This is a genomic window from Paraburkholderia steynii (assembly GCF_900100565.1).
Lineage (GTDB): Bacteria > Pseudomonadota > Gammaproteobacteria > Burkholderiales > Burkholderiaceae > Paraburkholderia > Paraburkholderia terrae.
The window spans coordinates 1-24,299 of the sequence record NZ_FNDI01000061.1 but is presented as its reverse complement, the minus strand read 5'-3'; the positions used below and the strand labels follow the sequence as shown (position 1 = coordinate 24,299).

The following is a 24,299-nucleotide window of genomic DNA, read 5'->3' as shown; positions in this document are numbered from 1 at the left end:
GTCGTTACTTGCGCGCGTTTGTGCCTGCCGGTGCAGTCGAACCCATTTGCGCAACTGGTTGGCGTTCACCCCGGCCTTCAATGCCAGGCCCGACAGTGACGCGCCTGGCTGCTGGCAGGCTTCCACAAGCAGGCGCTTACCCGTCACATCGAAGCTGCGCTTGCCACCCACGCCCACGCGGGTCACCCGCAAAGGCAAAAACGAAAGGTCATCCCGGGTCATAAATTGCGTCCGCAAGTTAGAGGTTGCGGACGCAATCGTGGCTCTTGATACACGCAAAAGCTAGGTGGGGGAAATTGCGCGCTTACCTAGAAGTGGCTTGCAGCCTGCCGCCACAACTGCTCGGCATGGTGCCGAGCAATACGGGCGGATTCGGGGCGGCTGACACGGCCGCGAAGGTATTCGGACGAAACGAGATTGCGCCTCTGTGGGCGCAATTCCTCGCGGTCAATGAATGGGCCGACGATGAGATCGTGAAGTTTGTGCCGCATCGTATTGATTCTGTCGCCAGTTCGGCGGCAGCTGCAAACACCACGTCCCCATAGTTCTATCGCCAGACTAAAATTGATGCACTGGACATCCTTCTGCAACCCAAGCCCGAAATGCCTTTCCGTCGTAGCGAGCCTGCACCAGTAACGACTCCATGCCGACGGACATCTCCTCGTGAAGATTGGGGTCGCCGCTCAGTGTGGCATCGACGTCCTTCCTAAGCGCGATTCCGGGAACCAACGCCGGGGCATGTTCGCACTCTGTCGGTTTTTTCCCCGCTGGACGAGCCAAGCCTAGTGCGTCTGGCGGCACGTAATTGCCGGGAGCGAACTTGAGCGCTATAGAAAACAGGTCAGGAGTCTTCGCCCTTTCGTTGACCTGGTACTCCAGGACGCCAAGTAGTTGCACGGTCGTCGGCGGCATATTGGCAAGGGCTTCGCCGAGCAGCCATTTACAAAGCGCCGTAAGAAACACGTCAACTTCGCCGCGGGGAGCTTGGAGCGCAGCATCCACATCTGCAATCGAATCAATTTTCAGATGTTCGTTCGAAGCCGTTCTGAATTCCGCACATTGCTCCAAATTCGCTTTGTACTTATTGGCAAGTTTGCTCAAAACGCCGGGATGTACGTCCCCACTCCCGCCACGGGTAGTCAAAAAAAGCAACCACGGTTCAGCTCGGCGCCCTTGGAACGTTATTAGTCCCTTCATCGCATCGTAGTGCGTCGTATCGAGTTTGTCCGGAGACTCTGCTGCGAAACAATCGCAAAGATCCAGGTTGACGACATCATAAGGGCCGGTCTTCTTCGCGTATTGATAAGCCTTTGAAGTCAAGACTCCGATCTGACGGAAATCCGCCCCGATGACATCAGAGTCCTTTACGACCTGCGGTAGCGCCCGAACTTCCGTGAGACTGATATTCAACTCCGCACCCGCATCGGTATGCGGATTGCATGTATTGAATCCGAGAAAAAGCAGAGGCAGCTTCTTTTCCTCGCAAACCCTCTCATGGATGTATCGCAAGTCAAGCAAATCGACTCCAGGAAGCCCAAGATACCGAAGTGGTTCGTCGTCGATCTTCTTGAATTCTTTCAGCGCTCGCCTAATGTGAAAAATCCACTGTCGCTCTCGTACATACTGCTTTCGCGGTCGATGCCAGGGTAGAAATGCCTTCTTCAGCGGCCTCGCTGCTTCATACGTGCCTTCGCCGATAATGTCAGCCGCCAGATCGTCTTCGTGTTCCGAATTGTTATCCATCAATGGCTTTCTTCCGAGATTACTTTAAATATTGCCGCAAGCAAACGCTCCTGCTTCGGCTGACTCAAATTTTCAAAGACCCCGAATCCAATGAGAATCTGAGCAATCCCCTTCATTTTTTCTTCCAAGAGCTCTTGTGCCTGCCTGTTCCGCTGAGCAACTTCGGCCGAGGCAACAACTCGCTTAGGAAATACGTATGTTTCAGCGCTATCCCGTGTTGCGGTTTCAAGTGCAAACTGGTCAGTAAACGCTACGTCGGGAGGGGCCGCCGCTACGTCGTCAGTCTCCGAACGCCACGTATCTTCTACGATTTGTCGAATATCCCCGACGCTGGATGCCCTCTCCTGCTCACGCGAGCGATTACGAATCTCACTCGCAAGTCGCTTCTGAGTACTGGCAAGTTGTCGCAGCGCGTTGTGGAGCCACTTAGTTATAAAAACCGAGTGAGGATGCGCGAAATTAAAAGATTCGCGATCGATATTTAACGCGCTATCCAAACCCTCTTGAACGAAGATTTCACACGTTATCTGACTCAAACGAGTCTGTTCGGAAATCATGTAGCGCATAAACGTGGGGTCAAATAGCGTCCCACTGGCCCCGTGGATTCGGATAAGTGAGCCGCGGTGCTCGGTCGGCGCAATTTTCGGATTCCAAAATAAATACGCCTCAAACCTTAGAGGCCCACCGCTGAGCTCGACAGGCACCTTGGAGAAGCGTTCATCACACTTTCCAACGAACACCAGTGGCCTCTTTAGAGCATGCTGGGTCGTAGGTAAGCCGACATATTTCAACGGACGCCGCAATCGAAGCCCATCAAAGTAAACGTCAAATGGCATGCCAGCGCTCGCATCAGCCTCCAAGTCAAGCTTATCGCGCATTGACTCACCAGCGCGCAGTTCGATAGGTTCGGGAGCGGTGCGTCGTTTGTTCGAAAGCTTGAAAAGATTGCAGTGTTCCGCCATCGACAAATCGAAAAGATTACCGTCTACTGCTTGCGCAGGAATTGACAGAGATAACTGCCATACCATTCGCAAATAGTAGTCAAAAATCTCTTCCAATCGAGGGTTAGGATTCTTTGCGTTGACCTCCCCCCAAACCGCGTCGACCAATTTTTGGAAAGCTACTTCGGGCAAATCCTCCGGCTCCCAAGGTAGATTGTCGACGTCTTCGTACTCACCAAGAGGCTTGAGGTGATCCGGCTGATCCTTATCAATGCGCCCGATGTGATATTTGGGTGGGCGAATGTCATCTCTTCGCTCCGTTTCCTCTTGGCGTTCGTTTTCCTCTACAACCGACCAAATCTCTTTGCTTCGGAGCGTATCCCGTGCTTGCGGTCGAATTCCCGTCAACACGATAGTCGTGCCATGAGTTTCGTTGTCGAGCGCATGCTCTCGCCAAATATTTACTCGACCAGATTCGAATAACTTGTCCTCACCACCCCCGCCCGTGGTTTCTATTTCGGAATATTGCCTTAAAACAACAGTCGCAACAGTCCTGAAATCATCACCTTTGACTTTGGTGATAATTTGAAAAGAGCGGGTGAGTTGGGATACCGAGAACAGACCAATACCGATTTTTCCGATCAACCGGCGACCCGCTGGACTGCACAAGGGATCATCTTCAGCGGTTACGCCGAGCTTTCCACCAAAGCCACTACGCTTCGCACTTCCGCCGATATGATGGATTAAGTGCGATAGCGCCTCCGGCGTCATTCCATGACCGTTGTCTTCCACGGAAATTCTGGAAAATGCCGGAGCGTCAGTGCGAACTCGGACTTCGGTTGCATCAGCATCGTATGCATTCGAAATCAACTCTCGAAGCGCAGAGCCGGGTTGGCGATAGATTCCATCCGTAACGCGCGCAATCACACGCTCGTCGGTCTTGAGAATTGTCTCGACAACATTATCAGCGCCCAAGCTCTTACGAACCTGATCTGCCAGCCTCTGGTCTTCAGCGGTAAATGCCGCGTTTGATGTTGCAGCGGCCGCTGTCATTTTTTTCTCCCATTCATTTTTATTGCGCGCCGAATCCCCAGCGCCACTGCTTGTCCCAGCGGTGGCGGAACAGCGTTCGAAACTTGCTCGACCTGTTCAGAGAAATTGCCTTCAAGTACGTAGTTGTCTGGGAATCCTTGTAGCAACATCGCTTCGTATATGCTCAATCTCCGAGTGCAAGACGGATGCACATGTATCTCCCGATTTCCAAATGCGATCGTCGGACTAGCCTCATCCCATGTCAAACGCTTGAAGCTTCGACTCGGCTTCCATCTCTGCGGTGGAGTACTGAACCGTTTCGATTTAGGGTTCATTGTCCAATGGTTCGGGTGCGTTGATATATCGCTAGAACTTAATCCACGCTGGAAGAATGTCGGCTCATCGAGATGATGAATGGCCTCGCGAACGGTTTGCTTGCCCTTCCTCTTCTCAAGCACTACCGCACTGTGGCCAGCACTCGCCCGAGTCCCAATCAAGATGACTCTTTCGCGCTTTTGCGGTACGCCAAAATCCAAGGCAGATAACTGGAATTCATTGACATCGAAGTCGGCCTCGCCAAGCTTCGTGACGACCTTGTCATATGTGCGAACGTGCTTCCTGTCCTTTATGCCAAGTACATTTTCGAAGACGACAAACTCAACCGAGAAATGCGCTTGAAGTTCTCGAACGATCTCAATGTACAACGCAGGCAAAACATTGCGCGGATCCTTGGCATGCGAGAGGTTATTTGCACGCGAAAAACCCTGACAAGGCGGCCCTCCAATGACTCCGATTGAAACGCCGTCGGGTATGGCGTCAAGCAGTTCTCTCACGACTCCGCGCGGCCCTAGTCGGACGATATCAGCGCAGATAGATTTCGAGCGGGGGAAATTCCGCTTGTGAGTATTGACGGCAGCAGCGGATCTATCGATCGCAAGTGCGATACGAAAGCCTGCTTTCTTGAAGCCCAAATCGAGCCCGCCAGGCCCGCAAAAGAGGCTCAAGATATACGGAAGTGCGGGGCGTTGAACAGTTTGTTCCAGCGGTGGCGCGCTGATCAACTCGGCCATAATCTTGGTTGCGGCTTTTTCATATTGTGAAATTTCGGGCGTTAACATCTTATCGAGCCCCCCCCCCCGAAATTGGGTTGCCGGATTTTACACTGTACTGCGGGAAATCTCGGGGCAGGAACAAGCAATGCTCGCCTAAGGCGAGGCCCAACAGGATCCCGCTTCCATGTCGCCAGTCTAGTTTTGTCGTTTGTCGTGACTATTTCGGCCTAAACGTCAGATTTTTGCGTCTACCTGCGTTAACGGCCGCGCGTCAAAACACGCCCTTTTTTGAAGAGGCCGGGCGGGGAGCGGGACTGCGGTTCTTAGCCTTGCGTCCGAGCGCCCCACCCCAGCCCCGTTACCGCCCCACCTGACGCCCTGCCAGCCCCATCACCCCTCCAACCGGTCCGCCACCTCCCGCCCCGCACCCCGCGAGCGCCCGGTTGTCCACCTCGCGTCGTGCGGCCAGCTGTTCTTGCAGCGTTTCATTCGTAGCCTGTACGGCATCGAGCCGCCCCTGCAGCACGCTCGCCTAATGGCGCGCGTCACCGAGCTGCGCCTGCAACGCCTCGACCGTCCAGCGATGGTCCGCCTCGCGCCGGTCGGCCCGCTTCGTGGTCTCGTCGCCTTCCTTCTGCAGCTTGGGGTAATCGAATGAAGGGGCTTCCCCGTCCCGAGGCTGCGGCGGAAGCCGCGAATCGGCATCAAAGTGCCATGATGGAGAGTCGAGCCTTCATCAACGCCAGCAGGAGGGGAAGTCCCTTCATTCGATTACCCCATCATTCGAGGGGTGCCAAGTGTACTGACGGGAACGTGTCGCGTCCGGAAGCTGGCAAACCAGCGTCACATTCGACGGGTGCGCTCGTGTGCCGTTCCTTGGGCGCGTTCGCTGAAGGACAGCAATACCCCCGGTAGAGGTAGTTCTCCCGGTGACTGCCGCAAGGGCGTGTCGGAGCGTTCTGCAACGTCCTGACCGAAAAGATCGTCCACGATCGTACGCGCTGCGATGTACCCGCCATTCAGGGCGTCAGCTTCACTATCGAACGGGTGGCCGCCTGCTTCACCCAGTCTGAGTGTCGACAGGCGGGGCACCGCGCTGCCTGCCTCGCAAATCCGGACGATCGCGACATAGCCCGGATGAGCTGATGGGCAATCTGTCGAGCGGCTGCAGAAACCGGATTCGACTGCGACCTGCAGGGTGAACCCGTTATATTCGTACGTCCGTGTCATGGCATGTTCCCTTTACTTGCCGTACTTGCAGACTCGCGTGCCTGACGTGGCTATCCGCTGCGCACAGGTCCGGGAGAACCCGTGTGCAGTCACGCAGCGACAGCGCAATCTATTGAAATTCAGATCCCGATAGTCCAAAAGTCGAGGTCCGAAAACGCATAATTGTGACATTTTTGTGACGTCGGGGTGTGCGGACTGCACATGGAGGCTCCGTTGCAAGTCACGCCTTGCGGATCGCCGCCTGCTGCGAATAGCTTCATAAGCCCCGAATATTTGACGGCGCATCTTCATCGCGCGCGTCGTCAAAAAATCGGCGCGTCGCTAACAGGTCAGACTGCGCATGAAAGACAGGGCAACGGTGCTCTGTATCCGTGATGGGCGGGTACTGCTGGTCGCGAGGGCGCGCTCAAGGTGGGCGCTGCCCGGCGGCAGGATCAGGCGCGATGAGGCGCCTGTTGATGCCGCCCGGCGCGAGCTTGAAGAGGAGACGGGACTTGTTGCCACGAAGCTGATCTACCTCTTCCAGTTTCGTGGTCTTGGCACGCTGCACAATGTCTTTCTGGCTGGCGTGCCGGCCGACGCGGTCGCACAGCCGGGCAACGAAATTGTGCGATGCCGATGGTTTGTGCCGTCGAAGATCGCCACACTTTCGGCAAGCGTTCCCACACGCGGTATCGTCGAACTGCTGTTTCCGCATGGACGGCTTCCAATGGCTGTGCCATCTGACCAGACAGCGACGCCAGCCGGCGAAGGCATGACCGTGGCGGCGAAATAAAAATCCGACGTACGTCCAGGAAACACCGCGCCTTCGCCGGGTCAAGTCTTAAGCATCACATGTCCGGAACGCCCTCCGTCGCAGGCGTGCAACGGACGATCGGCAACCTCGAACCGGTGTGATGGTTGATGAAGGCTGCCACGCGCAGTCGGACTGGCGCTGACAGAGACGTCGAGAAGGCCGATATGCGCAGGCGTATGCTGGTGTTGTGAGGCAGGCTGACTGCCTGCATCTCCCCATGTCGCGTCGCGAGTGTCGATTCGCCGCGCGAGAATGCTTTCGGCAAATCCCGCCCGAGCCGGCGCTCTCCGGAGGGGTCATATGAAGTGCATCTACGATTACCTCGGGTTCGAAGTCGAGGTCAGCGTCGAGGCGCATCCCGGTCCGGCCGATACCGGTCAATCAAATTACGGACTTGGGTACGTGGCCATCGTAACGATCGCAAAGGCGGGCCAGCCCGTTTCATGTTTCGCGCCGTTGCGGCTTGGAGAAGCGGATGGCCGCCCGTTCCGGAACGAGCCAGACGCCCTGATGGGCGGCTTTTTGGCTGGACGTTGCCTGATCGACGATCTGGGAAACCCCGACCGCAGCTAGCATTGCGCCTCCACGTCACTGATCTGCTTCGCGTGAGTGATTCGCACTTCCGATGCGCTGGCAGACTGGCTGTGCGTTTGCGCACCAATGCCCCTGAAAATTTTCCCGACAATGGCGTGTGTTCATCCCGGGTGCCTGCGGCGCTCATGAACATGGAGAGCGGCGACAGGCCGGAGCGTGTCAGGAACCGGCAATAAGACGGCACAACAGGAGCGCGGGCATGCCGACGACATTCACGCTGATCGATCTGGCGGGTTCCATCGCGCTTCTGCTGCTGGGCACGCAGATGGTCCAGACGGGCATGCAGCGGGCATTCGGCGCGGGGCTTCAGTCGCTTCTCGCACGTTCGCTGTGCGATCGGGGGCACGCCTTCGTTGCCGGGATGGGCGCGGCGGCCGTATCGCAAAGCGGTACGGCAACCGGCTCGATGACAGCCGGTCTTGCTGCAGCGGGGCGCGTTGAGCTTGTTCCGGCGCTCGCCGTCATGCTCGGCGCGAACGTCGGCGCGACACTGATTGTGCAGGTGCTGTCGTTCGATGTCGCGGGGGTCTCGCCGGCGCTGATACTCGTCGGCGTGCTGATGTTTCGCAGGACATCGAACACGCGTGCTCATGATCTGGGTCGCGCCTTCATCGGTCTTGGCCTGATGCTGCTCGCGATGCATGAACTGCTCGATCTGATGACCGACTACGAAGACGCGCCCAGCCTGCGCGTGCTACTGGGTGCCGCGTCGACCGTACCGATTGTTGATGTGCTGCTCGCGGCAAGCCTGAGCTGGGCCGCGGATTCAAACGTTGCTGCGGTGTTGCTGGTCGCGTCCCTCTGCGCAAAGAACGTCGTGCCGCCTGATACCGCATTCGCTCTGGTGCTGGGTGCGAATCTGGGCACCGCGATCAAACCGGTGCTCGAATGGACCGTTCCCGACGATCCGGCATCGAGGCGACTTCCAGTGGGCAACCTTCTCATCCTGGCGACCGGCGTCACCCTCGTGCTCGCTGCACTCGGGCCAATCGGACAGTTCATGGTCACCATCGAGCCCGACAACGGGCGTGTGGTAGCGGACTTCCACACACTGTTCAATGTGATCCTGGCCGGGCTGTTCCTGCCACTGCTTACTCCGTACGGCAACCTGCTTGGTCAGTTGATGCCGGCGCTCATTAAGGTCGCTGACCCGTCAGGATCGTTTCATGACGATCAGGCTGCTATGCCAGTTCCGCAGGAGGCACACGATCGGGCAATGCGTTTGGCATTGCGCCTCAAGGCCGATCCAGGCGAACTGTTGGTCGCGGTCCGTCAGCGTCCGCGAGAATGCGCCCCGCTTCCCGGCAGAGTCGCCCATCGGCGCGACGACATTCTGGATCGGGTCGATTTCAACGGAAGGAACCTGCTGCCGTCGCGCGACGCGATCCGGCATGAAGAGGATGAACGGCGAGCCGATGCTCAACCGGGACCTTCAATTCGTGACGGGGATACCCCGGGTAACCGGGCCAGTATTCGCGCATGCGGACAGCATATGATTGAAAGCACAACGGACGACGGTGTGCTTCTGCGGTACGAGGCAGCCCGATCGATCTGGCTGACACTGCAGGACCTTCGAATCGTGCGACGGGTGGAACCCACAGGAGAACCGAGGCAATCGGTCCTGACGACCTACATACAGGGAACCGCGCATCTGGACGACGGATATCTGTGCGTGATTGGAGAACCCTGGACCAGGAAGCACGCCGTCAGCGTCACGTTTGCGGCGCGGGAACTCAATGATGGCGATCATCGTGGCCTTCGCGAATGGCAGGATGCATTGGGCATCACGTTTTCTGACATCCCGCTCGGTACGGCCAGACTTGGCTACAACGCTGCTGATCACGAGATGCAGGAGCCCGGCCAGTGGTGGGCATCGTTCCACGTACCGGCAGGCAGCATGCAGGGTCTCATCGAGGGTATTGACGCTGCGCGGCTCACGGACGTCAAACTTGCGCTGTCCCTGAAGAATCTTTATTCGCTCACGCCGGAAGTCGCAGATTTGCATGGTGACGCCTGCGTGTTTCTCAGGCCAGACAGTGTCAACGCAACCGGTTTGCCCGAAGTCGCGACAGGCTATGTGACCCACATGGCATTTGAGCTGGCCGGGATGAGGCTTTGTGCTCCTGAGGCAGTGCGTTCATGTGACGATGATGCGCCGCCCGGGCGCGGGGGCATTCAGGAAGCCGGGGCGGTTGGCGCGCTTGATGAGAAAGTGGGAAGGCTGGTCATTCTGGTGAAATGGCTGGCTGCACTCGTCGTCGTGCTGCTTATCGTTGTTGCATTCGCCAGGCATTGAACGGCTGCGACCACCGGGCGCTGCAGTCGCGGCAGCTATCCCGAATCCGGACAACGACCAGTCGGTCGTGAGACGGCATAGATTTCTCTGCTGCGGTTTCGAATCATTCTTATATCCGCGAATCCATGTCCACTTGAAGCCAGAACTGACGCCGCCTACCCTGAAAGAGGAGTGCCTGGTCGTGGGCCTTCATGAAGCGCAGGCAGCGAGCAACCACTGTGTCACGGGGTACGGCAATGAAAATGTCTCACAGATTGCGGTCCCATTCGGCAGGGCCGGTTTGGGGGCTCATTCTGGGCCTGTTCCTTATATTGGTCGGGATCGCCTCCTGGATCTATGCGAAGTCATCGCAACCCGGTAGTCGCCTTGATGAATCGCTTGCGATGGCCGCCATGCTCATCGGCGCTTTTCTGGCTGTTTATGCCGGACGCGAAATCAGGCACCGACATCGATAACTGCACGGCCGCGTCGGAAAAACTTCTGTGCGCTCCGGGCCGGGTTTGTGCAATACGCGGGAGCGGAAGCGTTTCAGTTCTGTCCATACGGCACCGAGGCGCGGTGTCAGTTCAATGGTGGCGGGATGGCGATACCGATGCCAGTTGCGAGGGTTCCCATATGTCCATATCGGCGTTTGTCGTCAAGGTGCCCGCAGCCGAACGGTTAGTAGGTGAGCTGCGCATGCGCTTTGATGCCAGCTGCAAGCTGGGCGCCCCCGCACATATCACCGTGTTGTTCCCCTTCATGTCGGCCGCTGACATCACACCCGCAGTCATCGATCAAGCGCAAGTCGCGCTAGGCAAGATGCCGTCGTTCAGCTTTTCGTTAGGGGCTATCGGACGGTTCATGGGGCAGCTCCAATTTCCGTCGACCCTCTTTCTCTCACCGGATCCTCCAGAACCATTCGTTGCGTTGACAACGGCGCTGGCCAGGAGCTTCCCCATGTTTTACCCATACAAGGGTGCACACGACGACGTTGTTCCACACCTCACCGTAGCGCACGGCGATGCGTCGGACGTACATGCTGCCGCAACCGAATTGAAGCAACGCCTTCGCACATCGCCACTGATCCGGTCAGCGTGCGACACGGTGACCCTGCTCGGGAATGCGTCGGGCCGATGGGAGGAAATGCATGTCTTCAGTCTTTCGCGGGCATAGCAAAAGAGTTCTACCGAACGTGTCAGGGTATTTACCTATGAAGAAGTACTCTGAATGCCAGTTTCACAAAGTTAGAATGTTTGTTCTAAATGACCAAAACAGTCTTTGCACGGTCAGGTTCAAGGTCGTCGGCCACAGCCCGATAAAGCACCGATCTCTTGCCTGACAATGGTCAGGCGCTTGTCGGAAGCAACGAAGGAGAAAACGCATGAGCGCATTTACGCCCGAGCATTTGATCGAGCGAAACAGGGCGAACGTCGCCACCCTGTTCACCCTGACAGATCGGGGGTTCGACGGCTTCCTCCGGCTGGTTGAGTTGAACCTGGCCACAGCCAGGGCGGCGGGCGCGGAGAGCGCGAAACGGTCCCTGGAAATGCTGTCCAGCACGACACCCGAGGAACTGTTCACGCGACACACAAGCCGGGCTCAGTCGGTGTCAGAGCAGGCACTGTCGTACGCAGGCCATTTCTGTGACATCGTGCGCGATACCCACTCGAAATGGGTTGAGACAGCACAAGCGCAATATCGATACAATTCGAAGTCCTGAATTGATGGTCGACAGGTGAAGGCGCTGTCGTAAGCCTTGTCGCTTCGCTTGCCCAGGAGGCAACCGTGTTGAGCCCGCACGAATTCACAACACTGATGGTAGTCAGGGATGCGCCGGATCAGGTCGAAACGGACCGTCTCGAGCTTCGCACCTTGCTTGACCTGCGGCTGGTCACGCTTGAACCCCTTGCGGCAGGCCGGCAATCCCCGCGTATCACGCCGAACGGCAAGGCGGTCCTGGAAGCCGTTGCCCGCATGGGTTATCTGCAACGATGATCCGCCGTTTGCCTGGGTAACGGCGTGTAGGCCCTGCGTCAAGGCGGCACCGTTTTTTGCACGAAAGCTGACCAGTCAACGTCTCGAACCCTCTGCGACGAAGGAGGCAAAAATGAGTGCGTCACGGATCGGTATCGTGATCGGCACCTTTGCGCTGGTCATTGCAGCGATCGGGGTGGCTGGACACTATCGACGCGAACACCGTCGCGAGCAGTTACTCAGGAATCTCGACCATCATGACGGGTGTCATTGGATCCGCGCCCGCAGGTAGTCGTGGCTTGGGCGGAATGCGGCTGCGGATGTCGGGATAAGGCGGACCTTTAGCCGACTCACCGACACCGATACATGAATTTCGGCAATGACCGATGAAGCAACGTTCACATTTCGAATGAACGGCCGCTACCTGGGGCGGAGCCGACGCCTGAATGTCCGAGAGACGGTGCCAGCGAACGACTCTTCCTGGCCGACCGTACGCGTTCGGCCAGGTTTGCCGCAAGCCGGCATTCGAAAGAATACGCCAAGACGAGCGGCAGCTTTGTGGCACAGCGTCACAGCAGGTGCAATTGGCCACTCGCGGCCGTTCGACCAGACATGCTATCGGACATTCGAAGGACCGCATCGCCCAGATACCCGACTTTGCTCAATTTCCGAGGTGCTGCGCGGCGTCACAGTACTTTGCCGGGATTCAGGATATGCTTGGGATCGAGCGCTGCCTTGAGCCGGCGCATCAAGCTTATTTCGGCATCGCTGCGCGTGCAGGAGAGGTAGGGCCGTTTCAGCACGCCGATTCCGTGCTCCGCCGAAATCGATCCGCCCATTTCTTGCACTACAGCGTAGACGGTTCGATCGAGTTCGTCCGCCAGCGTGTTGTTCAGTTCGACGAGCGATACGCCGATATGCACGTTGCCGTCGCCGATATGGCCAAAGAAAAGGCTTACGATCCCCGGCCAACGCGCCTGTAGCGCCGCCTCACAGCGTTCGGCGAATGTGCCGAGCTCGCCGGTCGGCAGGCTCACATCAAAATTGACGAGATTCGGCAGCGCGTCAATCGCGAGGCCTTCGCGAAGCAGCCACATGTCTCGCGCTTGCCGCTGCGACGTCGCTAGCGCTGCATCGTCGATGAGCCCCGCTTCAAAGCTGTCGGCAAGACACGCCTCAAGCGTCTCTGTCGCATCGCAGCCGGGCGCGCTCGTCGCGTACTCGATCAGCACTGCGAAACCCTCCTCGCCGGCGAACGGCGCGAGGACATCAGGCGTGTGGCTGCCGACATACCTGTAAAACGATGGCCACATGGCCTCAAAGCTGACGACCTCCGGCACCGCACGCATCCGCTCCCAGAGCCGGACCACCGTGGCGTAATCCGCGACACGGCACATCGCGGTGGCAGGCGCGGCGAGTTTCGGACGAAGCCGCAGCACGGCGCGCGTGATGATGCCAAGCGTGCCCTCGCTACCGATGAACAATTGCTTCAGGTCGTAACCGGTATTGTTTTTCAGCATCCGGCTCATGGACGACACAACGGTCCCGTCTGCAAGCACCGCCTCAAGCCCAAGCACCTGCTCGCGCATCATCCCGAAGCGGATTGCGCGTGTGCCGCCTGCATTCGTTGCGATTGCGCCGCCGATCTGGCATGACCCGCGCGCACCAAGATCGACGCCGAACGTGAAGCCGGCCGCTTCTGCTGCCTCCTGAACCGTCTGCAGCGGCGTGCCAGCGCGCACCGTAATCGTGCCAGCCGACACGTCGATCGATTCGATGCCCGTGAAGCGTTCCATTGACAGCACGATCTCGCCCTCGAGCGCGAACGCGCCGCGCGCAAGCCCCGTCAGTCCGCCCTGAGGCACGACTGGCTGGCCGAGTCTCATGCATAGCGCGAGCGTACGCGACACGTCGTCGACGCTGCGTGGCCGCACGAGCGCGCGCGGCCGCGGGCCGGGCGCCTCGTTGTACGCGGTGAAGTAGCGCGGGTCGATATCGGCCGACCGCGTGACGATGTCCGCGCCGAGCTCGGAGATGAGCTCGTCGTCGATCATGCACTCGTCCGTTGCCGCGGGATCCGGTTCGCCGCGCGCGGCCGTCATATCGTGAGTGGGCATTTCGTTACTCCGCGGAGATATTCGTGTTGCCGAAATACTTCTGGCCGAGCGACTTCACGGTGCCGTCAGTCTTCAACTTGCCGATCGCCGCGTTCCACTTCGCCTTCAACGCGTCGTCGCCCTTGCGAAGGCCGAGCGCGATGCCTTTGCCGAGGATCTTGTGGGTCCCGTAGAGATGTCCCATCTTTTCGGCGAGCGTGTTGCGTAGCGACGCGACGCCCGCCATCGGCGCATACCGGTTGTGCCCCCCGCGCGTCGCTAGCGCGACGCTTTCGACAAGCGCCGGGTCGGGCGCGAAATCTGGAGTCCCTTGAGACAGGTTCAGCGCCTCGTGCTCGGCAGCGATCTGTCCGATCACGATGAAGATTGTGGTTCCGACGTCGGGCAACTTCGAACAGGGTGCGGTGGCGCTTCGCATGGATCTCCTTCTGGGTCGCGTATGAATGACGCGCTTGCGCTAATCAAGCAATCTATTCGCAGTGACTATTGGACGCCAATCGATCTTTTCTCATGAAGAGCATGAGTGAAATGAATACCAGTCGTGCAGGCCGACGACAGCACGTCAGGCGGCCGCCGAGCGACTTCTACAGCTTGTGCTGGAGGAGCGTTGCCCCACTGCTCCGGGACGTGCTCAAGGACGTCCTCCCGCCTCTCGAATGAGCATGCGGGGTCACGGACCACGGAGACGGCTTCCATGTCAAGTGGCTGATCGCAAAGCGGGTGTGCTTGAAGCGGTACTTCCCCGTTTCGGCGCTCGAACTCGACCGGTCGTTAATTGTGATCCCGTCGACCATGATGTCGAGATTCATTCTCTTTCCTGAATCTCGAAAGGGGCGTTGAATTCACGGCGGGCAGTGTCCCACAGGCCAACCTCCAACCAACCTATGTCGTTGATTGAACGGCCGTTGTACTTTGGAAGCTGTCACCGCAGTCGTGCCGGGTCGTATGTCGGTAACGGGTCGTCTGCTGGCCCCCCAACGGGAACCAAGTCGTCGTTCGAACTTTTCGCGGGGCCGACGTCAGCGACCACAGCAGCCGTTGGCCGATGCTCGTGCCAACGGCCGGTTTGGCCGAAGTCCTGGCAGTAATGCTTCCACCGACAACGACTTAAGATCGGCCAATGCCGACATTCGCGCGTCCTGAGTTCTATGTCAGCAATCTGGCGCATTGCTAACCGTGGCGGCATAAAGCAGAGGAACACTGCAGACTCGGCGGTGGCGGTAGAGATAGCGTTAGCAGTTCGCCGCCTCCATTATTTAACGCGCACGGATCGAGACGGCTTCATTGGCCGCATGCTTCAGTTGCAGGCTATCAAGGTGTCCAGTGAGACATTAGGACGTGCTCCGGGGGGGATTGTGCTATTCAAGTTCGCCGTCGTTGCTCGACAAAGCATCATAAGTACTGAACCTGAATTCAAATAAGTCTTGGGAACGGTGCTATTCAAGGTGACCCAGATATTTCGTGGCACGCCGCTTAACGGGTTGTGACACGTCGCATAGTAGACCGGGTGTAGATTCAACCCTGCGGAAGGCACGCAATTCGTGTTCGAGTAATCGCCGGGTGGCAAATTTGCCCCCGTAGGCGCGGCATATGTGGGAGTCTGGCAGTTACCAGTCGACCCCGATAAATATTGTGCAGACCAATCCACAGCAGTTATTTGCTCTCCAGGGAGTAGTTCGGCTGTATACAGTCCTGAGAGAAGCGCAGAGCCGTCAGGGTTGCGTTTGCAAGTCAGGTTCACGTTTGAGAACCCGCCACCACTGGGGCAGTTTTCAACCGCTGCTATAAGGCCTCTGCTAACCGCCGTTTGTATTGCTAGTACTATCTGATTTAAAAGCGTGGTCCCATTCCCTGGAACTGAGGATAGATATGTGGTGACAAAATTGTGGCCCAACATGTCCTTGAAAGAATCCCGATTGAAAGAGAGCGTCGACAGAAGGCTAATACCATCAGGCGTAAACGTGATGGGTTCCTTGTTCAGACCTGTTATCACATCCGTGCTGTTGAGCACGTACAGGCCGCTAATGTGGAGCGACGTGGGCGAAGCAACATTGACAATACGTAGCAGCGGCATCCTCGACGGCTGTACCTGAGAATTCACTGCGTCGTAGATTTGATTGGCGTAGTAATTTCCCTGTGAATGAGCGATGACAACGACCACTCGACCTGAATTCAGGTCGGCGACGATCTTTGGGACGGCGTCATTCAGTACCTTGCTGACCGACGCGGAGCTGATTACTTTAGTGACTGCGGCACGAAAAGAGTCGACGAATTTCGTAAGTACGCCATCTAGGCCGGGTATCGGCAGGAATAACCCACCAAATATTCCTACCCAGGCCGCTGTCAGGTACGCACTAGTATTGGTGACGGTGCCTGTAACCACTTGGCCCGCTGATTCAAGGAGATCCAGCGGGATACCGTCGGTTGCGTTGTAGATGGTGCGTACTTTAGTTCGGGCGAGAATCGAAGAATCCAAGGCGGCTGGCAAAGCAAGGCTCGCGAGTGTTATTGCGGATAGCGTGGCGTCCTCTGGAGTGTTGTCTACACCATTAACGTAGTAAACGGAGTAGCCTGCTGCTGGACAATTAGGAATACCCGTACCGCTTAAGGGCGCGGCTACGGTGGTCGCGCCGACGCTAAGGGCGACGAACGCAACCAGAAAGCGACGGCAGATATTTCTTTGGATCGAGGTCATCAGCATGCTCCCGGAAGATCAATATCAATGACTGCGGAAGTCTTGCTGACCCGATCTTGATAGCGCTTTATCCGATCTGGAGTGTTCAAAGTAGCGCCTATAACAACCTGCAGTGCATGCGAGGCGGCAGCATAGTCGCCCGCGAATGAGGTGACGGCAAGACATCTTGACTGCGACACTCCCGAATCGACCAGGGTCTGGATAGATGCCTGGTCGAGAGAAGCTGGGGCTACAATGGCTTGGAGGCGCTTGGCCGCTGTCAGCATCGCTGTGTAAGCCTGTCCATTCGAACCGAATGCGGTAGCAATGAGGCGGTCGACGTCATCCCGCACTCCGTTCCTATCCACGTCTATGCCGGCCGGCGTAGAATTTGCAGCGTCACTGGGAGGCGGCGGAACCGGAATTCCTGCAATGGTTGTATCTGCACCTGTGAGCAAATACGAGCCATTTGTCTCCGCCGTAGGAACGACGGTGCCTGGAGAGGGCGAGGCGGTACTCCCCCCCGCCAGCGACGATGAATCAGAGCCACCGCCACAGCCAGAAACCAATGCCGCCAGCGAGAATCCCCACAACACGATCCTGTTCATGCTGCGCCTCTCCTTAAGACGTGCCCCCTAGCCTAGGATGACGAGGCTGAAGGCTTTGCCGGAAACGCATAACACGCCCCGCCCGCCTAAACCGTCCGCTCGTTGCGTGGCATGCAAACGAGCAATCCCGATACGCGGCAGGTGACCGACATCACGAGTCTGTGCCAAGAATTTGCTATCGCTACCCGAGATGTTGGGCACTACATGCACTAGCCCTGCACGCGTAGCAAGTGCGTACCTCGGCTTTTTCGGTTCGATCTACCATCACTCTTTTAGCGATGACACTAGCGCATAGTTGAGTACGGGCATTGCGCGAGATGTCCCGCCTCTACCACTACAGAAAGTCGCAAGGCGACCAAGAAAAGGTCGTTGGGAATCCAGCGAGCAGAATTGGCGATTCATATGCCCGACTTGCAATACCCGGTTACCGATATCAAAATCCACGCCCCACGTTCGAAGTTCATGAGAACAATATGGGAAAGGTTGGCGAAGGGGTCCATGATCAAAATTCACTATGCGCGGTGTGTCATGTATTCAGTGGAGCGATTGCTAAAGATCTGATCAGTGCCATCTTTCGCGTGCACTGCGGTATGTGCATCGATACAGCATCTGGTTTCGCACAGCGACGACATCGACCGGAAGCGCTGCAAGCATTTCTTGCGGCCCGGATTTAACCGAGGCTGCGTCACGATCCTGTCAATCGTCTGACAAAAATCGAATTGTCTAGGCGTTAGCCCTGAGACAGCGATTTGTTGGCTGTGGCTATACTTTGGAAAGCTGCGCGTCAGCGAGCACCAACCACGGAAAACAAGAAGAGGTCGGCAATGGACGAGTTGAATACTCTCTTGTTAGCGCTATATCGTTGCGCTCGCGAAACGCCTTTCGAAGAGTTTCAGTTGCAAGCATTACGCCTGCTAAGAGGGGCAATACCGTTCGACATTGCCCGCTGGGCGAACGGAGTTGTCGATTCGCAGGGCATTGTATTTCACGCTCCGTATTTGTATAACGACTCGACGGAGAGCCTGAACGACTATAATTTGGTGCGCGAGGATGATGAGGTTGCTTTTTATTGCATGGCTCATTCAGGTGTGACATTGAACTGCAATCTCGCAGATCGTTCTTCACATTCACGGGCGTTGCAAGCTTACGCTCGTCGATACCGACATGAGCAGGGCTTGATCACGGGCCTTTACAACCCGGGCACCGGCCATGCAGCTTCGATATCACTCTATGGTGCGTACGAGAACAAGGGGTTTTCGGAGCAGCACCGTACGTTGATTCAATTGGCGTTCCCCCATCTTCAGGAGGCGATGAAGGTCAGTCAGCACCTGCAGGCTGAGCGTATCCGAAACACAAGCGGGAACGACCGATGGGGGGTCGCAGTCGCTGATCCGGGTGGGCTGCTGTGTCTCGCAGAACCGCGTTTTCATTGCGCGATGCAATCGGAATGGCCTGGCTCAACCAACCACGTTTTACCGCGGCCATTATTTCAACGTTTGATTGAAAACCCGCATAAGCCGTTTTCGGGCGATCGGATAGTAGTTGCTCCATTTCCCACCAATGGCTTGATTTTCCTGAAGGCGCGAATGCGGGAGCCGATCGACAATCTCACTCATCGTGAACGCGAGGTCGCTGAACTGGTTGCGTCCGGTTTTACCCACAAGGAGATCGCGAAAGTATTGGACATCGCACCGTCCACCGTCAACAACCATCTTCGCGCCATCCACGGGCGGGCTGGAGCCAGAAACAACGCTGAGTTGTCAGCGGAACTCCGTCTCACACAGGTTTAGGACTTTAGGAGGGCAGCCATGGTTCGTGAATATCTGAAGCTTCAGATATAGTCACGATTATCCACACCGGGAGGTTAGGCGAAGCGACGGCCAGGGAGCCCTCTGGAGCGTGAGACTCCGACCGTATCGATGCATAAATCAGAGAGGGTTTCGAGGCACGCTATGACTCTGTCGGTTGCGTGAAAACGCGTCGTGCGCTGTCCGGCAGGCCGCAGGCGGCGGCGCGTGAAGCGGTCGACGGCACACCTGAATGTATCGATCCCGAAGACTTCTCTGCATTACGTTATCGAGCGTATTGCCGATCATCCGATAAACCGCATCGATGAACCGTTACCTTGGAATGTCGCCCCTCTGTTGCCAGCCTCTGCACGCATCGATCCCATTCCCTAGCGACACTGAAACTACCTTTCCGTCGAACCACGTCTATGAGCAGTGGTCATTCAACAGGTCTTGCCGAGGGCGCAAGTCGTTCAGCGAAAGACCCAGCGGCCCGTCCAATTTAAGCTGACTGAGCCAACGCGGTCGGCAGTCCGCGTCTGGCTCGGCAAGGCTTACCGCGACGCTTTACCTGTTGAGCAACTGCCGCTCGAATTGCTCATTAATAAACCAGATATCGTACATTTTTCCGGGCACGGTGACAGCGGCCAGCTGCTTCTCGCGAATGAGAGGGGAGATCCAGTGATGGTGACGGGCGCCATGCTCCGAACCTTCCTAAAATACGAGCGACCGCCGAAACTGGTCTATTTCAATGCGTGCAATTCCAAGGAATTGGCCGAAGCGGTGGTAGAGATTGTTCCTGCCGCAATCGGAACGACAGCCTTAGTCACGAATGGGGCTGCGAGAGCATCGGCCGTTGCTTTCTATAATCGCATTCTTCATGGCGGGTCGGTTCAAGATGCCTTTGAGGTAGGACAGTGCATTATTGAGGCACTTCACGACAATTCTGCATCCTCCGTGCTGGAGAAAGCATCAGCCTTTGACCCGCGCACGCACCGTCTGCACAACTTGCCGAGGATCGTCGCTCGCAGCGTGTCCCCCGCGACTCCGTTTCACGAAGGATGGGTCTATCACTGTCGAATGCTTTCTTGTGGGGTGCCCATCGAATACATCCCAAGTCGTTTTCTTTACTGACGACCGGGCGTTTGACCTAGACGACCAACGCAAGGATGAACCGGAAGTCGAATACCTCGCGCGCAGCCTTTGTCAGGTCGTTTGCGCGGCTCCTCGCCGGGGGCGGATACAGGCGGACGTCATCTGGACCACGTGTGAGGATTTTCGAATTTATGCCTGCGGCTCAACGGCCGGCGGCGAAACCTTCACAGTCGCATCGACACTATGCGATGCGCTTCAGGACTATGCGCAAAATGTGCAACGCCTCGCACAGGAAAGCGCCGAGATGCGAAGCGTCTCTGAGGCGGTCGCGCGCCTTCTCGATCCTGATCAACTCGTCGAGCAACCGGCAGCGCGTAAGACGGACAAAATAAAGACCCTGCGCAAATCTCCCAGAAACAAGCCACCCGTCGGCTCGAGCAAACAGAGCCCGCCGGCGTCGAACGGGAATGCCGACTGAATAGTTCACTTCGAACGCGAAAAGCATACGCTTGTCTGCCTATCACTTTTTTCACGTACGACCGATCTGCGTTCTTATAAAGCCTTCTCGACGAAGACTTGTCACTGGTACGCCTTCGTACTTCGACTATAGAAGGCCCTAACTCAATCCGGGACGCGGGCGCTCAACCTCAATAGCGTCATCAATACGGGTGCAAGTATGGCCAGTAATGAACTCATGGCTTGCGGAGACGAATGACCGTTTGCTGAGTGCGAAGCTGCCATGCAAGTGGCTAGGTATGCGAGCGCACGAGTGTCCCCTCTTGGCCGAGAGCACCAGTTCAATGAAGGTACTGCAGATCTGCCGTTGAAATTTTAAACGGTAGCTTACGCGCGGCTTAGGTGAATGAGTATAGCCGGCCAGAAGGCGACCTTCATCCGTTGCGTTGCCATGCCAATCAAGAGGCAGTTCCACTTCGCAAGCTGTCACTCGAACGCAGAGAGCCAGTGTCGTATCTTCGGCGGTGCCGGCTTTGGTCAGTCGGCTCTACGACGCGCTCCAGGCGCTCGCCTCTCAGCGGTCATGAGCGACGAGTCCCCGCGCCGCCGACGCGTACTTGCGGCCCGCTTGGGCCTGAGACAGCAAGAACCCCGTTTGAATGCACAACCAAGGTGGGTGAGCGCGTTTATAATTCTAGAAAACTTGCCGATCAGGTTAAACGATCTTTACCGGGATAAGAAATGGAAGAAGTAAAGGAATGGGAGTATCAAGAATCTAATCTATCGGCTGCCGTCAGCCTGATTGACACGTTAAATAATAATTTTGATATTGAAAGAACTTTACTTTCGGAGATTTACGCTGCTGCGACTGAGCTTATTTCCAACATCATTCACCATGCGTATCCCATCAATTTCCAGAGAGGATCAAATTGCGAATGCCGGATCGCTATTGCCGTTGTAGACGAATCGATCGCCCAAATTTCGATTGTTGATTACGGGGTTACGATTCCAAAATCGATATTTGACAAGATCTCTCCGGATACACGGCGTGAGCTCTTTTCCGATAGCGATGCGGACAGCAAATTGATTGAAGCAGCCGCAAGCGGACACTCCGTTATCAACCAACCGGGGCGCGGCCTAGGGATAGCGAGTATCGTTGAAACTACAAAGCGAGGAACATTCCAGTCGCTCCGCATAAAAAGTCGCCACGGAAGCGTCGCTTATTCACAAAAAGAGGATCGATTTTCGAGAGACCAAACCGCCATTTTTCAGGGAACATCAATTGAAATATCATTTCAATATATATCAAGAAAAAGGACGCGGACTCAACATGTCGAGATCTCAATCGCAAAGGATTTCAGTCCATTCCCAGCCGGTCGATTCATAAATGATGGTCCGCATTCGGGAGAAGCGTTTTCAAATCAAATTGCGGAATCACTCGACAAAGCCGATATTGTAACAATCGACTTAGACGGCACATATGGGCTTGCCGACTCGTTTTTAGAAGCCGCCTTCGGTGGGCTTGTGCGCCGTGGAATTACTGCATCGGAACTCGAGTCAAGACTCAACATCATTTCTCAGAACGAAATCTACGCAATTCGTATTCTGCAGTATATCCGAGATGCGGGAAAGAAAAATGGATAAATACTCGATAAGCGTCATCTCAGCCCTTATCGGGGCCGCAGTAGCAATATTTACAAATTATTGGAGAACACGATACACCATTAAATCACAAGATTTATCAAAAAGAATAGAGGAGCTATCGCAGTCAATATCGAAACTGGAGGCGTACGCCTGTGAATATTGGACCAGCGAGGACCGATCAAAAACTGCTGCGAACTACTACGCGATTGGATTTCAGACAAAAATCGAACTAATGATTCAATATTTGGACAAACAATATACTAAATTCAATAAGGAATCCGTCTCAAAAAGCTTGAATGAATTTACTGGCGCCTGCACCGGCGACTCTTTTAATGACAAGAGCGGACAACCTGAGCCAGACCGTGTTCGTCGGATCCTGATAACAGGAGAGTCCTTGAAAATCGAGCTTATGAAGATCAGAAATTTGCATTATTGAAAAATTCTTGCTCATTTCTTCATTGAATATTCAGATTTTAGTGAACGTCAAACGATATCTGCTTGTCACCGAGGAATGACTCAACACCGTTCACTCACCTGCGCCGCCGATGCCTTTCCACGCCCCATGCACCGAGCACGTTTTGGGCCTCGGCGGCTGCCGCTATTGAAGTATCAGCAACCTTGTCCACGAAATTTCCCCTTGTCTTATCGCCGACTCATTGCGCAGGTGCCAACTTATTCCGGCCGCGACCCGGGATCTGAGGTAGCGGTCGAGCAGGCGCGACCAACGACAGCAGTCATGAGATGCTGCATTCGTTGAATTTGGAAGCGACGGTTTGTCGCCGTTCTCCTACGTACGGCCGGTCTGCAGCAGTGAGCGGGCTTGTCAGCGCGTACGATTGAAAGTCGGTTGTAGGCTAATGTCCCGTCCGCGGTTTTTGCCGCGCGAACGGCTGCTCCACTTTGTAACGAGTCGTTGACCTTCGGCGCGCTGCTGGTCCACTTAGGGTCGTAACGTGCCGGATGCACGATGGAGGCTTATCGGCATTGCTGACATCGAGGTGATTCGCTTCAACGTCAATGATGCTGCGGATTGCTGACGTCGGCGGCTTTAAGACTGGAATGACTGCCTTAGGGATGGGAGTTTAGCTTTCACGACGAGAAAACTGAAGGAGTATGACGAGACTGAAGCCTCTATCGCGCAGGGCTTCCATCGGAGATGCGATTGATTTCGGAGCACATCCGGATATCGCTGTCCTCGGTTCAAATTTGCATCTGAAGCGTGTTAGCGAGCGGAGGTGAATGAAGACAGTTCGCCGTTGAGGGCCGTAAGCAGGACGAGCTTGCTGAGTTCGGGAACGGCGCCAGCGAAGCTATTCGAGCCCCCCGGCCTGGCGCGTTGCGCCACAATTATTGTCCCAACGGTGACACTTGCATGGGGCCGCGTATCAGCAGGATCGCCTATGCGTTGGCGATGATGTTTTGAAGCTCGGCGATGAATAGCGACGTGTCGCCGAAATAGTTCGGGTAAGCGACTCTCAACGCGTGTGCCGAGTCAGCGACGACCAGCACTGCATCGACCCCGGGCTTCGCTGCCTCTTCCACTCGTTTGTACTCCGCCGTCGCTCGATCAAATTCGTTGGATGCATATGACAGAACATTAACTTCTTCGTTCGGCGCATCAAGTACCATCAGAAAATACGCCGCCAGACGCCGCTCGGGATCGGCAATTGCAGCTTTCATCACGCGCTGGAACGCAGTGAGCCGATCGATGACATGCAGGTCGCGCTCCATCTCTCGCAGTGTCGCTTGGATTTCCTGAAAATCGCGAGGACCGTCGACGCCCTCGCGGACGGCAAAAGCTGCGGAAACTAAGGCAAAAAAGTCGAGCCAGACCTTCTCCCCCTGATCGGCTTTCAGGCCCTGCCCAATGAGCGTTCCTACCGTCTCGACCGCGGTCGCCCAAGCATGTTGCAGGTTTGTTCGGATTTGAATCTCGACGGAGTGATTGTTGTAACAAGCGTTAACAAAATGAGTTCTGCAGTTTTCGCCAGCAGATGATGCAGCAGGCGATTTTCATGAAGGCTTCGTGGATAAATGCAAGGCGTTCGAAGCGGATGCGCAGTCGTCGAAAGTTGTGAAGCCATGAGATGGTGCGCTCGACAACCCAGCGTGTTTTGCCCAGTCCGCTACCGTGCGGCTCGCCGCGTCGGGCGATTTCAGTGACGATGCCGGCGGCGTGAAGCGGACGGCGGTATTTGTCGTGATCGTAGCCCCGATCTCCCTGAACAATGCGGGGCTTCGAAAGCGGGCGACCGCGCTTGCCAGCAATGGGCGGGAT

The 24,299-nt window shown here is 56.3% G+C and carries 22 protein-coding genes and 1 pseudogene; 12 read left to right on the top strand and 11 right to left on the bottom strand.

All coding sequences use genetic code 11. The annotated features are described in order from the left end of the window. Positions 1–222: transposase (locus BLT65_RS45325; protein ID WP_143036722.1), on the bottom strand; the 222-nt coding region annotated here is incomplete at its 3' end. 86 nt (positions 223–308) lie between these two features. Here BLT65_RS45325 and BLT65_RS48320 point away from each other — a divergent pair. Beyond that, positions 309–545: pseudogene (locus BLT65_RS48320) on the top strand (phage portal protein); the annotation flags it as partial. Positions 546–558: 13 nt separating this feature from the next. Here BLT65_RS48320 and BLT65_RS45315 read toward each other — a convergent pair. The 3 genes from BLT65_RS45315 to BLT65_RS45305 are packed head-to-tail and all read right to left on the bottom strand — an operon-like array spanning position 559 to position 4,834. Further along, positions 559–1,743, bottom strand: coding sequence for a PP_RS20740 family protein (locus tag BLT65_RS45315; protein WP_091790584.1), 1,185 nt, complete (start codon positions 1,741–1,743; stop codon positions 559–561). Further along, a complete protein-coding gene (locus BLT65_RS45310; RefSeq protein ID WP_091790583.1) occupies positions 1,743–3,737 on the bottom strand; it encodes an ATP-binding protein in 1,995 nt (664 codons plus the stop codon). Before BLT65_RS45310 ends, BLT65_RS45315 begins: the two co-directional genes overlap by 1 nt. After that, positions 3,734–4,834: a DNA cytosine methyltransferase gene (locus tag BLT65_RS45305; protein ID WP_208545911.1), complete on the bottom strand. Its 1,101-nt coding sequence runs from the start codon at positions 4,832–4,834 to the stop codon at positions 3,734–3,736. Before BLT65_RS45305 ends, BLT65_RS45310 begins: the two co-directional genes overlap by 4 nt. A gap of 409 nt (positions 4,835–5,243) precedes the next feature. Between BLT65_RS45305 and BLT65_RS48645 the strand changes: the two genes are divergently transcribed. Further along, entirely contained in the window at positions 5,244–5,426 is a 183-nt protein-coding gene (locus BLT65_RS48645; RefSeq protein ID WP_167306670.1) for a hypothetical protein, read from the top strand. Positions 5,427–5,611: 185 nt separating this feature from the next. Here the strand turns inward: BLT65_RS48645 and BLT65_RS45295 are convergent, their stop codons facing one another. Next, on the bottom strand, positions 5,612–5,998 hold the full coding sequence (locus tag BLT65_RS45295) for a hypothetical protein (protein WP_208545910.1): 387 nt from the start codon (positions 5,996–5,998) through the stop codon (positions 5,612–5,614). A 340-nt stretch (positions 5,999–6,338) separates the two neighbouring features. On the opposite strand from BLT65_RS45295, the gene BLT65_RS45290 reads away from it, so the two are divergent. The 6 genes from BLT65_RS45290 (at position 6,339) to BLT65_RS45260 (ending at position 11,661) form a co-directional block, all read left to right on the top strand. Next, positions 6,339–6,773, top strand: a complete 435-nt coding sequence (locus BLT65_RS45290) for an NUDIX hydrolase (protein ID WP_091790581.1) — start codon at positions 6,339–6,341, stop codon at positions 6,771–6,773. Positions 6,774–7,094: 321 nt separating this feature from the next. Then, entirely contained in the window at positions 7,095–7,367 is a 273-nt protein-coding gene (locus tag BLT65_RS45285; RefSeq protein ID WP_091790580.1) for a hypothetical protein, read from the top strand. Between the two features lie 220 nt (positions 7,368–7,587). Continuing rightward, the gene (locus BLT65_RS45280) at positions 7,588–9,684 is read left to right on the top strand and encodes a Na/Pi cotransporter family protein (RefSeq protein ID WP_091790579.1); all 2,097 of its coding nucleotides are present in this window, start codon (positions 7,588–7,590) and stop codon (positions 9,682–9,684) included. 558 nt (positions 9,685–10,242) lie between these two features. Beyond that, complete coding sequence (locus BLT65_RS45270) at positions 10,243–10,839, top strand: 2'-5' RNA ligase family protein (protein WP_244187100.1); 597 nt, start codon at positions 10,243–10,245, stop codon at positions 10,837–10,839. A gap of 208 nt (positions 10,840–11,047) precedes the next feature. Continuing rightward, positions 11,048–11,386: a TIGR01841 family phasin gene (phaP, locus tag BLT65_RS45265; RefSeq protein ID WP_091790577.1), complete on the top strand. Its 339-nt coding sequence runs from the start codon at positions 11,048–11,050 to the stop codon at positions 11,384–11,386. Positions 11,387–11,451: 65 nt separating this feature from the next. Beyond that, positions 11,452–11,661: a hypothetical protein gene (locus BLT65_RS45260; RefSeq protein WP_091790576.1), complete on the top strand. Its 210-nt coding sequence runs from the start codon at positions 11,452–11,454 to the stop codon at positions 11,659–11,661. 665 nt (positions 11,662–12,326) lie between these two features. Here the strand turns inward: BLT65_RS45260 and BLT65_RS45255 are convergent. The 4 genes from BLT65_RS45255 to BLT65_RS47000 all read right to left on the bottom strand — a co-directional run bounded on the left by BLT65_RS45255 (position 12,327) and on the right by BLT65_RS47000 (position 17,039). After that, positions 12,327–13,757, bottom strand: a complete 1,431-nt coding sequence (locus BLT65_RS45255; protein ID WP_091790575.1) for an FAD-binding oxidoreductase — start codon at positions 13,755–13,757, stop codon at positions 12,327–12,329. A gap of 4 nt (positions 13,758–13,761) precedes the next feature. Continuing rightward, on the bottom strand, positions 13,762–14,175 hold the full coding sequence (locus BLT65_RS48865) for a transporter substrate-binding domain-containing protein (protein WP_143036721.1): 414 nt from the start codon (positions 14,173–14,175) through the stop codon (positions 13,762–13,764). Between the two features lie 879 nt (positions 14,176–15,054). Continuing rightward, positions 15,055–16,452: a hypothetical protein gene (locus BLT65_RS47005; protein ID WP_143036720.1), complete on the bottom strand. Its 1,398-nt coding sequence runs from the start codon at positions 16,450–16,452 to the stop codon at positions 15,055–15,057. Continuing rightward, positions 16,452–17,039 (bottom strand): hypothetical protein, encoded by a 588-nt coding sequence (locus BLT65_RS47000; RefSeq protein ID WP_143036719.1) that lies wholly within the window; start codon positions 17,037–17,039, stop codon positions 16,452–16,454. The genes BLT65_RS47005 and BLT65_RS47000 overlap by 1 nt, the downstream gene beginning before the upstream one ends. An 824-nt stretch (positions 17,040–17,863) precedes the next feature. Between BLT65_RS47000 and BLT65_RS45235 the strand changes: the two genes are divergently transcribed. The 4 genes from BLT65_RS45235 (at position 17,864) to BLT65_RS45210 (ending at position 22,457) form a co-directional block, all read left to right on the top strand. Continuing rightward, complete coding sequence (locus BLT65_RS45235; protein WP_091790572.1) at positions 17,864–18,829, top strand: helix-turn-helix transcriptional regulator; 966 nt, start codon at positions 17,864–17,866, stop codon at positions 18,827–18,829. Between the two features lie 432 nt (positions 18,830–19,261). Next, positions 19,262–19,960, top strand: a complete 699-nt coding sequence (locus BLT65_RS45230) for a CHAT domain-containing protein (RefSeq protein ID WP_091790571.1) — start codon at positions 19,262–19,264, stop codon at positions 19,958–19,960. A 1,158-nt stretch (positions 19,961–21,118) separates the two neighbouring features. Then, complete coding sequence (locus tag BLT65_RS45215) at positions 21,119–22,021, top strand: STAS-like domain-containing protein (protein WP_091790568.1); 903 nt, start codon at positions 21,119–21,121, stop codon at positions 22,019–22,021. Further along, positions 22,014–22,457: a hypothetical protein gene (locus BLT65_RS45210; protein WP_091790567.1), complete on the top strand. Its 444-nt coding sequence runs from the start codon at positions 22,014–22,016 to the stop codon at positions 22,455–22,457. Before BLT65_RS45215 ends, BLT65_RS45210 begins: the two co-directional genes overlap by 8 nt. Positions 22,458–23,419: 962 nt before the next feature. Here BLT65_RS45210 and BLT65_RS45205 read toward each other — a convergent pair. Both BLT65_RS45205 and BLT65_RS45200 read right to left on the bottom strand, forming a co-directional pair. Next, positions 23,420–23,752, bottom strand: a complete 333-nt coding sequence (locus tag BLT65_RS45205) for a hypothetical protein (protein WP_091790566.1) — start codon at positions 23,750–23,752, stop codon at positions 23,420–23,422. Between the two features lie 229 nt (positions 23,753–23,981). Next, positions 23,982–24,299 (bottom strand): transposase (locus tag BLT65_RS45200; RefSeq protein ID WP_143036718.1); only part of this gene is annotated, 318 nt, incomplete at its 5' end.

Bases quoted from the DNA above. Each gene is read 5' to 3' on its own strand.
- BLT65_RS45205 (WP_091790566.1), bottom strand. From the start codon at position 23,752: ATGGAGCGCGACCTGCATGTCATCGATCGGCTCACTGCGTTCCAGCGC.
- BLT65_RS45255 (WP_091790575.1), bottom strand. From the start codon at position 13,757: ATGCCCACTCACGATATGACGGCCGCGCGCGGCGAACCGGATCCCGCG.
- BLT65_RS47000 (WP_143036719.1), bottom strand. From the start codon at position 17,039: ATGAACAGGATCGTGTTGTGGGGATTCTCGCTGGCGGCATTGGTTTCT.
- BLT65_RS45285 (WP_091790580.1), top strand. From the start codon at position 7,095: ATGAAGTGCATCTACGATTACCTCGGGTTCGAAGTCGAGGTCAGCGTC.
- BLT65_RS47005 (WP_143036720.1), bottom strand. From the start codon at position 16,452: ATGACCTCGATCCAAAGAAATATCTGCCGTCGCTTTCTGGTTGCGTTC.
- BLT65_RS45295 (WP_208545910.1), bottom strand. From the start codon at position 5,998: ATGACACGGACGTACGAATATAACGGGTTCACCCTGCAGGTCGCAGTC.
- BLT65_RS45210 (WP_091790567.1), top strand. From the start codon at position 22,014: ATGGATAAATACTCGATAAGCGTCATCTCAGCCCTTATCGGGGCCGCA.
- BLT65_RS45280 (WP_091790579.1), top strand. From the start codon at position 7,588: ATGCCGACGACATTCACGCTGATCGATCTGGCGGGTTCCATCGCGCTT.
- BLT65_RS45215 (WP_091790568.1), top strand. From the start codon at position 21,119: ATGGAAGAAGTAAAGGAATGGGAGTATCAAGAATCTAATCTATCGGCT.
- phaP (WP_091790577.1), top strand. From the start codon at position 11,048: ATGAGCGCATTTACGCCCGAGCATTTGATCGAGCGAAACAGGGCGAAC.
- BLT65_RS48865 (WP_143036721.1), bottom strand. From the start codon at position 14,175: ATGCGAAGCGCCACCGCACCCTGTTCGAAGTTGCCCGACGTCGGAACC.
- BLT65_RS45310 (WP_091790583.1), bottom strand. From the start codon at position 3,737: ATGACAGCGGCCGCTGCAACATCAAACGCGGCATTTACCGCTGAAGAC.
- BLT65_RS45315 (WP_091790584.1), bottom strand. From the start codon at position 1,743: ATGGATAACAATTCGGAACACGAAGACGATCTGGCGGCTGACATTATC.
- BLT65_RS45305 (WP_208545911.1), bottom strand. From the start codon at position 4,834: ATGTTAACGCCCGAAATTTCACAATATGAAAAAGCCGCAACCAAGATT.
- BLT65_RS45290 (WP_091790581.1), top strand. From the start codon at position 6,339: ATGAAAGACAGGGCAACGGTGCTCTGTATCCGTGATGGGCGGGTACTG.
- BLT65_RS45235 (WP_091790572.1), top strand. From the start codon at position 17,864: ATGGACGAGTTGAATACTCTCTTGTTAGCGCTATATCGTTGCGCTCGC.